This window comes from candidate division WOR-3 bacterium, assembly GCA_016926475.1.
Taxonomy (GTDB): domain Bacteria; phylum SDB-A; class SDB-A; order SDB-A; family SDB-A; genus JAFGIG01.
In genome coordinates this window covers 14192-27568 of the sequence record JAFGON010000057.1, presented here as the reverse complement: position 1 = coordinate 27568, position 13377 = coordinate 14192, and the positions used below count along the sequence as shown (strand labels likewise).

The 13377-nt window shown below is 42.3% G+C and carries 13 protein-coding genes; 5 read left to right on the top strand and 8 right to left on the bottom strand.

What is annotated here, in order from left to right; all coding sequences use genetic code 11:
- From JXA84_05895 to JXA84_05885, 3 genes are all read right to left on the bottom strand, one after another.
- The gene (locus tag JXA84_05895; protein ID MBN1150734.1) at window positions 1–1290 is read right to left on the bottom strand and encodes a PLP-dependent aminotransferase family protein; all 1290 of its coding nucleotides are present in this window, start codon (window positions 1288–1290) and stop codon (window positions 1–3) included.
- A 50-nt stretch (window positions 1291–1340) separates the two neighbouring features.
- On the bottom strand, window positions 1341–2429 hold the full coding sequence (gene rsgA, locus JXA84_05890) for a ribosome small subunit-dependent GTPase A (GenBank protein MBN1150733.1): 1089 nt from the start codon (window positions 2427–2429) through the stop codon (window positions 1341–1343).
- Between the two features lie 276 nt (window positions 2430–2705).
- A complete protein-coding gene (locus JXA84_05885; GenBank protein MBN1150732.1) occupies window positions 2706–4502 on the bottom strand; it encodes a T9SS type A sorting domain-containing protein in 1797 nt (598 codons plus the stop codon).
- Window positions 4503–4714: 212 nt separating this feature from the next.
- Between JXA84_05885 and hflX the strand changes: the two genes are divergently transcribed.
- The 5 genes from hflX to JXA84_05860 are packed head-to-tail and all read left to right on the top strand — an operon-like array spanning window position 4715 to window position 8677.
- On the top strand, window positions 4715–5836 hold the full coding sequence (gene hflX, locus JXA84_05880) for a GTPase HflX (protein MBN1150731.1): 1122 nt from the start codon (window positions 4715–4717) through the stop codon (window positions 5834–5836).
- Window positions 5802–6794, top strand: coding sequence for a DUF89 family protein (locus JXA84_05875; protein MBN1150730.1), 993 nt, complete (start codon window positions 5802–5804; stop codon window positions 6792–6794). Before hflX ends, JXA84_05875 begins: the two co-directional genes overlap by 35 nt.
- Complete coding sequence (locus tag JXA84_05870; protein MBN1150729.1) at window positions 6791–7444, top strand: transglycosylase SLT domain-containing protein; 654 nt, start codon at window positions 6791–6793, stop codon at window positions 7442–7444. Before JXA84_05875 ends, JXA84_05870 begins: the two co-directional genes overlap by 4 nt.
- A 44-nt stretch (window positions 7445–7488) precedes the next feature.
- On the top strand, window positions 7489–7968 hold the full coding sequence (locus JXA84_05865) for a putative molybdenum carrier protein (GenBank protein ID MBN1150728.1): 480 nt from the start codon (window positions 7489–7491) through the stop codon (window positions 7966–7968).
- The gene (locus tag JXA84_05860) at window positions 7943–8677 is read left to right on the top strand and encodes a UDP-2,3-diacylglucosamine diphosphatase (protein MBN1150727.1); all 735 of its coding nucleotides are present in this window, start codon (window positions 7943–7945) and stop codon (window positions 8675–8677) included. The genes JXA84_05865 and JXA84_05860 overlap by 26 nt, the downstream gene beginning before the upstream one ends.
- Before the next feature lie 8 nt (window positions 8678–8685).
- On the opposite strand, the gene JXA84_05855 is transcribed toward JXA84_05860, so the two are convergent.
- The 5 genes from JXA84_05855 to JXA84_05835 are packed head-to-tail and all read right to left on the bottom strand — an operon-like array spanning window position 8686 to window position 13331.
- The gene (locus tag JXA84_05855; protein MBN1150726.1) at window positions 8686–9942 is read right to left on the bottom strand and encodes a DUF1015 domain-containing protein; all 1257 of its coding nucleotides are present in this window, start codon (window positions 9940–9942) and stop codon (window positions 8686–8688) included.
- Between the two features lie 57 nt (window positions 9943–9999).
- A complete protein-coding gene (locus tag JXA84_05850) occupies window positions 10000–10707 on the bottom strand; it encodes a DUF4388 domain-containing protein (GenBank protein MBN1150725.1) in 708 nt (235 codons plus the stop codon).
- A gap of 13 nt (window positions 10708–10720) precedes the next feature.
- Window positions 10721–11668 carry a PorV/PorQ family protein gene (locus JXA84_05845; GenBank protein ID MBN1150724.1) on the bottom strand — a complete coding sequence of 316 codons (948 nt, stop codon included), beginning with the start codon at window positions 11666–11668 and terminating at the stop codon, window positions 10721–10723.
- A 6-nt stretch (window positions 11669–11674) separates the two neighbouring features.
- Complete coding sequence (locus JXA84_05840) at window positions 11675–12274, bottom strand: hypothetical protein (GenBank protein MBN1150723.1); 600 nt, start codon at window positions 12272–12274, stop codon at window positions 11675–11677.
- Entirely contained in the window at window positions 12258–13331 is a 1074-nt protein-coding gene (locus tag JXA84_05835; protein ID MBN1150722.1) for a response regulator, read from the bottom strand. The genes JXA84_05840 and JXA84_05835 overlap by 17 nt, the downstream gene beginning before the upstream one ends.
- Window positions 13332–13377 lie beyond the last annotated feature (46 nt).

Genomic DNA, 13377 nt, shown 5'->3' with positions numbered 1-13377 from the left:
TTATGGAGACTGGGGGAAGATATTGTTGAGCCCCTTGTCTATCGTCTCTTTTTCTTTTTCAATAACCTTTGCCAGCCTTTGAATTCCTATATCGATTTCTTCTTCCGAAGGATATGAAAAGTTCAGCCTCATGGTGTTTTGTCCGCCTCCGTCGCAGTAAAAAGCGCTTCCAATCACGTAGGCTACGTTTTCTTCTACTGCTTTGTAGAACATCCTGTCGGTGTTGATATTCTGCGGCAGTGACAACCAGAGGAAAAGCCCCCCCTCTGGTTTTGTCCATTTCAGTCCTTCCATTTTCGGCATGTATTTTTCAAGGGCTTCGAGCATTTTTTTTCTTTTTTTACTGTAAAGGACTATGTTCTTTTCAATTCTCTCATCAAGGAGGTCAGCCCGGATGTATTCTCTGGATATCGCCTGTGTGAAAAGTGAAGTGCAAAGGTCCATTCCCTGCTTTGCCAAAACCATCTTCTCTATGACGTGTTTGGGACCGATGATCCATCCGAGTCTGAACCCCGGAAGAAATATTTTGGAAAAGGTGTAGAGCGTTACGACGTAGCCCCTACCGTTGTCCAGTTCGAAAATTGACGGCAAGGCTTTTCCACTGTATCTCAGTTTTCTGTAGGGTGAATCTTCGATTATTATCATTTCGAATTCTTCGGCTATTTCGAGAAGTTTTTTTCTCCTTTCCAGTGACATTGTGACGCCGGCAGGATTTTGAAAATCCGGTATTACGTATATAAACTTAGGTTTTTTTCCTTCGTTTATCAGTTTTTTTATTGTTTCCTCTACAAAGTCGGTTTTCATTCCGTCGTCGTCGAGAGGGATTCCTATCATGGTGCCTCTGACTGCCGCCGCGGACTGGATGAAGCCCAGGTATGTTGGAAGTCCCACTATACAAGTGTCTCCAGGGTTGAGGAAAATTCTCGCGATAAGGTCAAGAGCCTGCTGTGAAGCGCTGACTATCAACATCTTGTCAGGGGTTGTTTGGACACCGTCTTTTGCCAGCCACTTGCAAAGCTCTTCTTTCAAGCCCTGGTCTCCCTCTGTCGTAGAATACTGAAGGATTTTTTTTCCCTCTTTTTCCAATATGCCTGTCACGATTTCCTTAATATGAGGTATCGGAAAAGTGTCGTGGTGGGGAAGCCCACCCGCGAAAGAAATTATATTCGGTTTTGCTGTCAGCTTCAGAAGTTCTCTGATGGCGGATTTCTTGAAAGCTTTGGCGTTTTCAGAATATAAAAGATCATATTGGAGAGACACAGGACCTCCTTTGGTTAGAATTGGTGACATATATCACTAAATTCTATAATAAATATGCTCAAATGTAAAAAAACTAATCTTCATCCAAAGAAATCTTTCCTCTGGCGGGAAATCTTTGCTATTTTCTTTTCCCGTTCATTTTTGTACCCTCTTGCAGATGGTTTCGTTTTAGCGAGGAAATTCTTTTCTCTGTTCAGCTTTAAATAGCTGTCGTACCGTTTCTTTTCTATTAAACCGTTTTCAAGAGCCGCCCTGACCATACAGCCTGGTTCAGACCTGTGAGTGCAGTCGGCAAATCTACACTGCCCCGCAATTTTTTGTATTTCCTGAAATATTTCGTCAGGGCTGGACTCGCCGTCGCATATTCCAATTTCTCTCATACCCGGGGTGTCGATGAGAGCGCTTCCACCATCAATAAACATCATCTGCCTTCTCGAAGTGGTGTGCCTGCCCTTAGAATCGTAGGATCTGACTTCGGACACTTCGAGGAGGTCTTGTCCAAGAAGCGTGTTTATGAGTGTCGACTTACCCGCACCCGAAGAGCCGAGCATGCAAAATACATCTCCTGCCGAAATCTCGCTTTTAATTTCATTGATGCCTGTGTTTTCGACAGCGCTGTATGCTAAAACTTTGACTTCAGGAGACTCCTTGATTATTAAACCAATTTTCTCCTCCGCCTCTTTTTCGCTTAAAAGATCCCTTTTGCTTAAAAGGATTATTGGTCTGGCTTTGCTTTCCTTTATTACGACGAGATACCTCTCAACCCTTCTCGGGCTGAAGTTGCTGTCCAGGCTCTGAACGATGAAAACTGAATCTACATTCGAGGCAATGACCTGGAAATTTAATATATTTTCATCTTTTTTCCTGCCTGTCACTTCTTTTCGGGAGATGTAATTTTTCCTCGGCAGGATTTCTTCAATTATGCCCTTGCTTTCTCCGTTGCAGGTTTTAACCACGACGATATCGCCGACGGCCGGAAAATCAAGAGGGGACACGGCAAAATATTCCATTTTGCCGGAAACTTCGGCGAGAATTTTATTTTTTTTTGTAAAAACTTTGTACCTGTCTCTTTCCTGCGAAACCACGAGTCCAATTTCTGTGTTTTTTTCTCTGCAGTACGACTCTGCGTCCTTGAATTTAGTTTCTAAAACGTAGTCCCAAAAATGCATTGCATTCTCCTGTGTTAAATCGAATTCAACAATGTGAATTGCTTAACGAAATTTGATCTTAATTACGTTTTTTTAGTGATGAACGGCCGAACAGGATTTCAGTTAAGGCCGAAATGCCATTCGGAGCCGAGTATTCCTGATATTTTCATACTTCAACACCTCCTTAGGCACGGGTTTATTTATACAAAGAGATTTTATGGATTTTATACCGGCGGGTCAATAAAAAAAGGAGAGGTTTATAACCTCTCCTTTTTCGCTAAATCGATGTAAAAGAATCTATTCAGCCAGGAAAACTCTGCGGGTCTGAATTCCTTGCGGGGTGCTCAAAGTGAAGAAATACGAGCCCTGAGCGAAATCGGGTGTGAAGTCAACCGTGTATGTCCCAGGCTGTCTCGTTCCGTTGAATACTTGGGCTACATTTCTTCCGGTGACGTCGAAGACGTCTATGGAGACGTTTTGAGCTGACGCAACGGAGTATGTTATCCTGAAATTCTTTCCGGTCTGGGAAACTGCAAAAGCCTCCCCTTCGATGTCGCCGGTCACTGGTTCTTCTTCGACTCCTGTCACGTCAGTCCTGTCGAACCAAACGCTGTAGTTCGAGCTGTAGTCCGTCCACATGACACAGGCGTTTGTCCTTGCGTAGTCAAAACAGACTTTCGGCCCGTAAACAGAACTGAGGTCGTTAGTGTTGTCGTTTATGACGACTGAAGTCGACCATAAAGTCGGGGCTGATATTCTACCTTCTTTGTACCTTACTTCTTCTGATGATCCGTTATCAACCCTGAAAACCGCAAAGACATCGGAGGTGTTGTAGTCGATATAGACGTGAGGCAGGAAACAGTCATCAAACGCCGTGACCCATGCGTCTTCGGTCCAGGCCGCGCCATGGTTTATCGAGTAATAGTTGTAGAGGTGCTGTGTTGAATATGTAGTGTCTGCGACCCTCAGTATGCAGAACCATGTGCTGTCGACGTGCGAACCGGCAATGGAGGGCTGGTTCTCGTCGAGGTTGTTGTGACCGTCGGTAATGTTGACGAACGAAGACCAACTGGAGCCTCCGTTTGAAGAAGCTAACGACCTTACATACTCGTCGAAAGACTGAGGCCAGCCGCTCGGGTGCAGGGCAACTACGAGGACCAATCTTGTCCCATCGCCGTTTTCAATGTCTGTCCCGTAGTAGAAAATATTATCTCCCGAACTGCTTCCGAGGGTGTCATTGATTTCCCAGGTAGAGACGTCCATATCGCTGGAACGGGCGAATCTAATGTAAGTATGGTCTGTTCCGGTCGTGTGTCCCTGTGTCCAAGTTGCGTATATCCATTTGGAGTTGTAGTTTGGTCCGTCGTTTGTGACGACAGCATATCTGATGTAGTCGCTGGTATATCCGTTCGAGGGAGATCCCCAGGTGAGGTCATTCAAACTAGCTCCAGGTAAAGTCGTTTTGACCCAGAGCTGCCACTCGCTTGAGGAGTTTTCCATTGCGTAGGACATTACCAAGGTGTCGTCGGCTACGCTCAGCCGAGGGTAAGTAATATCATTAGTAAAGCTAATCTCGTTGCAGGTTGACCAGGTCTGCCCTCCGTTTGTTGACCTTCTTGTCACTCTGTAGTAATTCGGGGATGAGTAATAGACAAAAATGGAGTAGAGGTCGCCGTTGCTCAGAGAGACTATGTTGCCGCCGTAGCAATCATCGCGAGGGTCTATTCTGACGTCTGTTCCCCATAAAGGCGCGTAATAAGTCGGGCTGATATGATCATCCAATTCTTCAGTTGTAAGCCTTGTGTTCTCCGCTGCAGAACCTGTCTCAGAAGGGTCGAATTCCTGAACCCTGTTTTGTTTCCACCAAGCGTTGATCAAAAGCGAAAGTTCGTTGGCTCTCTCTAAGTCTCCGCATTCTTTTGCCTGCACAAGTTCAGATGTCGCGTTTTCTACGTTTAAGTCGGGAGGAAGAGAGATAGAGGGAGACTCATAGATTGTCTGAGTGTATCCAACTCCATCAGAGAGTCCGGCTGGAACTGCCAATAGCATGGATGCTGCCAATACCAAAGAAAATAAAACACACAGCATTTTCATTCTTACCTCCTTTTCTGTTGTTCGGTGCTTTCGCCAAAACTTGTTTTTGGCGGATCAATTATGGACTGATTTAAAGTTAAAATCCACCTTTATTTTCTAACAATAAATCATGGGGCGACAATTAGAGTTGACAAAAAAAGCTCGTCCATTGTAAATTCACAGTTTTCGATGTTGATCCCGTTGTTTTCTGAGAGGCGATTGTTTAAACTTTCATGACATATTTTGGCAAAAAAGGGCAGAAAATGAAATTTTTCATATCAGTTGCAGTAAGCGGCAAAAGGGACAAAGAGAGAAATCTGGTTTTACTCCACGAAATGGACGGGCTTTTGAGAACCCTGGGATACGAGTCTACGGAAAATTTTTTCCAGACCAGGGAAAAACCCGACAGCAAGTTTTACGCCGGAAAAGGGAAAATTGATGAAATAAAGGATTGCGCGGAAAAGACCGAAGCGGCTTATGTCGTTTTTGTCAATGAACTTTCAGGATCCCAGATAAAAAGCGTCGAGAAAGCTACAGGCCTGTCAGTTTACACGAGAAAGGACATAATACTCGAAATATTCAGCCGTCACGCGAGAAGCAAGATAGCAATGGCCGAAGTAGAGATGGCTCAATTGAAACACAGGCTGAGCAGAATTGTAGGCGGTTTCGACTACATGTCCAGGCAGGCCGGAGGTATCGGAACCAAAGGGCCGGGTGAGACCAAACTTGAAACCGAGAAAAGGGCTATCAAGAGAAAAATTTCTATGATAGAAAATTTCATCGAAAAGAACTCAATATCTCTCAAAATGCAGAAAGAGAGGAGAAGAGATAAATTTCGCGTTTCTCTTGTCGGTTACACAAACTCGGGGAAGACGACCCTTTTAAACGCCTTGACAGGCTCTTCTTCGAAGACTTCCAGCCAGATGTTCTCAACTATAGACACCACTACAAGGCAGATGAAGCATTCGGATTGGACAGAAAAAATTCTGGTTTCAGACACAGTAGGTTTTGTCGAAGAACTGCCTTTTGAACTTATCGAATCTTTCAAGAGCACCCTTGAAGAAGTTTCAGAAGCAGACCTTAGACTTCTCGTCGCAGATTTTTCCGAAGAGAATTACTCATCAAAGATTAAATCGGTTGAAAAAGTTCTGGAAAATCTCGGTTGTGTCGAAGGAGAAAAGATAATCCTTCTAAACAAAAAAGACGCAGCTCCCACAGAAGTCTATCCCCAGGACGAAAACCTTTTGATCGTGTCAGGAAAGACAGGAGAAGGAATAGAAGACCTCAAAAGAGAGATTTTAAAAAGAGCGAAGAGGAAAATTGAAAGCGCTGACATGTTTGGAAAACCCCGCTGATTACAGACCGGGACTTTGGGACTTGAGAAAGGATAATCAACAGGCGAAATACTGGGCGGATGTTTTCAGGTTCAACACGGGTTTGATATCCGAACTTATCCATGGACTCGGCCATGATAAGACCGCTGTTTTATACAGAGAGGTGATGTTTAGGGAAATCGAGAAAATCTCCGCCGGTTTTTATTCAACCGTCCACGAAGTGACCGTAAAAAGGCAGGATGTTTTAAAAGATTTGAAAATCGCAGATCCTTTCAGAGAGATTAAAAAAAAGGAAAATGATGAAGCCTTGAGAAACATGAGAGAACTTGGTGAAAGAGACAAGAGAATTAGAGAATACTTTTATTTTGCCGTTGAAAGCCTACTGAGAGGAAACCTCTTTGACATGGGAAATTACGAGACAGCTCTTATGTGGAGGAAGGGCGAACTCGATTACGGGGGGTGTTTGGATTTAAAGGAAGCAGGATCTCTTTTCGAAAATGTATCTTCAATCGTAGAAAAATCTGCGGTAATTCTCGTCGACAACGCCGGCAGGGACTTCGTAAACGGAGCGGTGTGCTTTATCAAAGCGCTTTTGAGAATGGGTTTTGAAACTACTACTATCGGTGCGAATTCGGAACCCGCTCTTAACGACATCACTTACGATGAGTGTATGGAAATCTCTGATGAAATCTCTCGGTTCGATCATGAGTGGAAAGAGGATGTTTCATCGGGAAAAGTTGTATTTGTCAAGACAGGCTGCAGGACTCCAGGCATAGATCTTTTGTCTGTCGAAGATGAATTTGATTCTGCAGTCACCCGTGCTGGTTTGTTAGTATTAACAGGGCAGGGCAGGGCTATCGAGACGACTTATTCTGCTTGTATATCCAAACCAACGGTTAGGTTGGCAAGAGTGAAGGACAGAATGGTGGCTTCATTTTTGGGTAAAAGACAGTTTGAAAGCATAATTGAGTTTAGATGAATTTGAAAATTGTCCTTCAGTTTGCATTTGCTTTAATTTCTGTAGCGGCGATCTTTTTTCAGACTTGGACTGTTTTTCCCAAAAGTCAGGACAGGAATGTAATCCAAGTACCTCAAGAAAATTGTTCGAGAGGAGACTATTGGGAAATTGCGGAGGAAGAGGTATATTCTTTCGTTTTAAACTGCGGATCGGGGATTGTAGAAGACACGGTTGAACTGATAGTTGAAGCGATTGTCGAATACTCAATGAAATATAACATAAACCCCTATGTTGTAGCTGCTGTTATTTACTCAGAAAGCAGGTTTCAATACGATGCAGTGGGATTATCGGGCGATGCTGGACTTATGCAGATAATCCCTTCGACCGCAAAACTCATCGCCGGAGCCGTCTCTCAAGAAAGTTTTGACCTAAAGGAGATTAGAACAAACGTGAAATTCGGTTGTTGGTATTTGTCCGCGTTGAAAAGAGGATACGGTGGAAACTGGATAAAAACGCTTGGGCTATACAACCAAGGAGGGAATTGGGAAGGAGCTGGAGAAAGATACGCTTTTAGAGTTATCGAAAAAGCTGAAGAAGCGGGAATGCCTTTAAGAAATATAATTTTGTTTGACGAGATGAACTACAGGAAGAATGGCTGTATGATAGATTAACCGGTATGTGATATAATGGCGATAATTTCAGGAAATGAGAAACTATGAATATCGGAAAAAATAAAATTTCCATTTGTTCGGGAGGTCAGACCGGGGTCGATCGTGCAGCGCTTGACGCCGCCGATGAACTTGGCTTGCCTTTTGGTGGGTACTGCCCTTTCGGCAGGAGATCAGAAGACGGGAAAATTCCCGAAAAGTATAAAATGATTGAAACTCCCAGCGCGCATTACTGGGAGAGAACCCGCATGAACGTCATAGAATCAGACGCGACTCTTATAGTCATAAACGAAAGGAACGGGAGAGGCACAGACCTGACAGTAAAATACGCGAAGAAATATAAAAAACCATGTAAAATATTTAAAACTGTCGATGCCCAAATAAAGGAAGCCGTCAAATGGTTGCAAAGAACCAACCCTTCAATTTTAAATATTGCTGGACCAAGGGAATCCAATTCACCGGGAATTTACTTTGAAGCGAAAAAATTCGTTAGAACTGTCCTTGAAATTTACCTCTCCTCTAAATGAGATTTGCTTTATATCCGATTCTCATTTTGGCTCTGAGAATCCGGAGAAAGAAGCTCGAAAAAAGAGAAATTTTTCTAAACTGCTAAAGTGGTTGGCTGAAAAAAAAATACCCGTGATCTTCAACGGTGATATTTTTGATTTTCTTTTTGACTACGGAAAGCTGATAGACCCGAAAAATCTGAACGTATTGATTGAAATTTTTCAGTTGTCGAAAAAAAGCCCGTTTGTGGTTTATCTTTTAGGCAACCACGATCTTTGGGGGAAGAGGCTCATTGAAGAATACGCTGGAGTTCAATGCTGTGAGAAACTTGAACTCGACTTCAACGGCAAGAGGTTTTGGATTTCACACGGAGATAATTTAAACAAAAATTCAATCCTCGACAGAGTATCACGTTTTATTCTTAGAAACGGGTTCAGCGTGTGTCTTTTCAAGAAAATTCCCCCAAAAATGGGATTTAACATCGCAAAAGCCGTATCGAGAATGAGCAGAGGCAGATCGAAAAAACTCAATTTCACCTACGACAGATACATAAAATTTTCCAAAAATACCTGGAAAGATGGATTTGACTATGTGATTATAGGGCACCTTCACAGTCCGTTCATATACAGAGAAAAAGGGAAAGAACTCGGCGTCATAGGGGACTGGATGAAACATGGAACAGTTTTACAATATAAAAAAGGAAGACTGTTTCACGAAATAATCTTTTAGAGACCCTATTAAGACAGCATGTGTACCGCGAGTCCGCTCCGAAGTTTTGGCTCAAACCAAGTTGATTTAGGCGGCATGGTTTTTCCGCTGTCGGCTATTTTGATCAATTCGTCAATTCCGACGGGGTAGAGAGAAAAGGCGATTTGAAATTTCCCGCTGTCGACTAGATTTTTTAATTCCTTTATTCCTCTTATTCCGCCTATAAAATCAATTCTTTTGTCTGTACGAGGGTCCTGGATTCCGAGAATGGGGGCGAGTAAATTTTTTTGGAGTATATTCACATCGAGAAGTTCCAGGGTATCTTCGGAATTCAGCAATTTTTCTCTGGCTTTTAAAGAATAAAACACTCCGTCAATATACATCAAAAACCTGTGCTTTTCAGAAGGTTTGCAATTTTCCGGGTCAGAGCATTGTATTTTGTTCACTTCGAAAATTTCACCGACTTTTACCAAAAACATATCCTTGCTGTAGCAGTTCAGGTCTTTGACCACCCTGTTGTAATCTATGATGTTCATCTGCTCGTCTGGAAAGATAACCGAAAGAAAAAAGTTGTATTCTTCTTCGCCTGTGTGGTTAGGATTTTTCTGACTGTAAACTTCTCTCGCTCGGACGGCTGAAGCGCTTCGGTGGTGCCCGTCTGCCACATAGAGGACGTCAATCTCATTGAAGCTTTTTTTCATAAACTCGATTTCGTCTTTTCCGGAAACAACCCAAAAAGTGTGAGATATTCCGTCTGAGGTCTTAAAATCATAAACCGGAGAATTGTTTTTTATGAAACTGTCGACGAAATCGTCTATTTTCTTTTTTGCTCGGTATGTCAAAAAAACAGGACCGGTGTTGGCGTTTAATGAAAGAATGTGTTTGAGCCTGTCGTCTTCTTTGTCTTTTCTCGTAAATTCGTGTTTTTTTATAATATCTGATTCGTAGTCATCCGCGCTGGCGCAAGCGACTATTCCCACCTGGCTGTGAGTTCCCATGATCTGTCTGTATATATAATAGTTCTGGGTATTGTCCTGTACAAGCCATCCATTTTCAATGAATAGTTTCATGTTTTCAGATCCTTTTATATAAACCTTTTCATCGTAGAGGTCTATCGAAGGGTCTAGATCTATTTCGGGTTTAGTGACGTGAAGAAAGGAATATTTGTCGTCTTTGGCTAAAATTCTTGCTTCATTGGAGGATACCACGTCGTAGGGCGGAGCGGCAATTTTATTTACCAAATCCAAAATTGGTCTAAGGGCTTTAAAAGGTCTGACTTCAGCCATTATTATCTCCTGGTGAATTATTGAGCTTAAAAACTATCGGTTAAATTAATTGCAAACTTATCTGAAAAATCCTTTTTTATGTTTTCTTCTCGATATTCTTCTTGATCTTTCTTCATCCGTCTCTTTTCCAATGGGTTTTGCTTCTTCGTCATCTTCTTCTTCGAAATCTTCATCTACTTGATCTTCCATTCTTGGAATTTCTGAGGAACTATCTTCTTTTACGGTTTTTTTCGAAACTTCTACAAGCCCGTTCTGAATAAGCGAATATACTATTTTTGCTGTTTCGAGCTGTGAAAAACCGGTGGATGCGGAAAGGTCTTTAAGACTTTTCAAGTTGTCGACTTGAGCTGCTATGATCCATTGGGGCGGAGTTATTTTTACTTCTTTAACCGCTGGATCTGAAATCAATCCAACAGACAGATTTAAGTCAGGTATCGCTCTGGTAATTTCTTCCCATTCTTTTAACTGCGACTGGAGCGATTGGTATGCGTTATCTATTGGAAGGTCGAAGTGACTGTTGAGAATGTTTTCGGAAGGGACAAATTCAAAAGCTCCGTCTTTCAGCTGGAATAGGTTGAACAAAGCGACTTCCCCGCTGTTTTCGTCTCCGTCAATCGCGTAGACGATGGAAGAATCCTTGAAATGAATTTCTCCGTTGGTTTTGGCTGAGGAAATTTTTAAAATACCGTTTTTGTTGCTCATTTTGATGAATTGTAGAATAGTGGGTATTTCAAAATCCGTGAGTTTACCGCTCAAAGCAGCCATTTGACCTCCTTTACTATATCGAAAGCGTCAATGTCACGACGTGAGCCTGACCGAGGTCCGATGAGTATGGCGCAAAAGCGTAGTCAAGCGAAATGCTCTTCCATACGTAACCGAAACCTGCGGTAAAGGATTGACTGTCGTAGTTGAATTTTCCTCCTAATCTCAATGAAAACCTGCTGGGGTGAGTTATCTGCGCTCCAACGTCAAATCTCATCCTGACGTCTGGAGATTTCCATGCGTCAACAGCTATTATCTCACGCAGATTCCAAAAAGAAGGCATATCCGCCGATAAGCCTACTCTCCAAGACGTAGGGAGTCTTGAAAGGGTTTCGGAATCTTTTTTCAGGGAATACTTCGGACCCAAATTCTCAATCGTCGCTCCGAACTTCAACCTTTCAAAAGGAAAATAGAAAACCCCGAAATCGAAAGCGTATACCGTCGTCGTGCTCTCGAATATTCTTTCATGAATGATCTTGGTCCTCACTCCAACTGACATGTCTCTGTAAAGATTGTAAGCCGCTGACATGGAGGCAGAAAAATCGTACGCGCTGAAATCGCCCTCGGATTCTCCCGGACCAGTTCTGTATTCTATACCGTCTATGAAAAGGCCGCTGGTTGAAAATGCCATAGCCATTTTTTTTCCTGGAATGAGAATGCCGGCGAATTCATTGTGTATTCCCTGGAAAAGATTTTGATGCGTAAATACTATCTTCTTTTCAGGATCTTTTGTCAGTAAAGTTGCGGGATTGCCGTAAATTCCTCCTTCTCCCTCAAAAACAGAAGTGCTTACTCCGCCCATGGCAATTTGTTTTGCAGATATGGGCAGTTTTAAAAAAGCCATTCCGATACCGGATTCTTCCTTCTCGAAAGTCTTTTCATACCAATCGGTGATCCCCGCAAAAAGTAAAGATTGGAAAATAAAAATCAGTATTATAAAAGCCAAGATGCCTTTGAACTTCATTTTTTATCACTCTCCTATGATATTAAGTGCTTTTTCTATGAAAGTTTTTTTCTTTTCGCTGCCGCTTAAATGTTCCGATACATATTTGATCAAATTCTTGAGATCGTATTTTCCAGCTTGATCGATGTCAATCAAATCCAGAACGAGCTGGTCGAAATACCATCCGATCCATTGTCCTTCAATTTCAACCGCGCATTTTCTCAACTTTCTGACTATCTCATTAAGCTCACTCTCTGTCAACAAAGATTCGGGGGGTTTTTTTTCGGAGGTACTTGTGATGTATGATTCAATTTTTTTTGCTGAATCGTGAATTAATCTAATGGTGGCATCCTCCTCGAATTTTTCGCTTGTGACTGCCATGAAAAAACCGTTTCGAAAGCCTTTTAGGTAAATCATACCGTCTGAGTATTTCCAGGTTATCAAATCATTCTTCGCTTCTTGTTTTTTAAGAGCGTCACAGAGGATTACTATCGATCTCCCCAGATCAGAGCCGTTTTTGATCGGGGAATTCGAATGGATGGGCTTTCCGGTCAGATCGAATATTGAAAAACCTTTTATACTCTTAATCTGGCCAAGTGATTTTTCAATATCAGCAATCGATTCCATTGTTGTATCCAGGTGTATTTTTATGGCTTTTATTTTGAGTTAAAAGAAAAATGTGGTTTTCTCTGTAGCAAATTCTGATCCAAAGCTCTCTTCCAGAGACGTGAAGGACAATTTCCTCAAGACTTCCGAGGCATAGAGATTTCTGTGCTCTATCTCCCCATTCATTGAGAAAAAAAGCCACTTTCACCGTATTTTGGATTACAGCTTCGTTGTTGGATTCTATCATTTTCCAGTTTTTGTCAAGCCTGGCGTAAACTTCGATATCTGGGGATTTTTTGATGTTTTCATAGCAGTTTTTGTCCCTGTTGTTCTGTTCTTGAATGGGTTCAGGTTCTAAATCGTCTAATGGATTTATACCTTCTTTTTTCTCATCTAAAATTTTCGTCGCTTCCAGCAACAGCAGGTTTACGTCGAGGTATTCTCCTTCCTCCGGCGGTTCAAGCCAGCTCAATACGTTAAAGACGCCGCTATCCCAGAAGATCATCCGGTTGAAAGCTTCTTTCATGAATTTGCCTTCTGCGTGGGCGTATACCAGTTTTCCGTTTTTTATGTACATTTCACCGGTCTTGTCGGATGAAGAGACAGACACCCTCCTCTTTCCGCCTGTAAGAGCTATGATCTGGATTAAATCAAACGACGATATCGATTCAATTTTAGCCTCAAATTCACGTGGAGGTTTGAGTATTTCTTCGACTTTTTTAGCCAGATCATCGAGGTCGAAAGGTTTTTCGATGTAAAAAACAGCGCCTTTTTGAACAGCGGTTTTATGGGCGTAAGGAGAGCCGTATGCAGTTATCATTGCGACTTTTGTGAGGGGAGAGTAGTCTCTAATCCAACCCATGAGTTGGAAACCATCCAAATGAGGCATTTTAAGGTCTGTTATTACCAAGTCGTAAGAAGTTTCGGACAGTTTTTTTATTGCTATCCGAGGGTCCCATTCGGTTGTTATATCGAAACCTGATTCAGATAATTTTTCTCCGACGATGTTGGCGATATCTTGTTCATCGTCTACAACCATGACCCGTTTGTTTTTCTCCGAGAAAGGAAAACCTTTCATTTCTAATAGACCGCCGTTTTCTCAGAAAAAAAAATACTCAAAATAT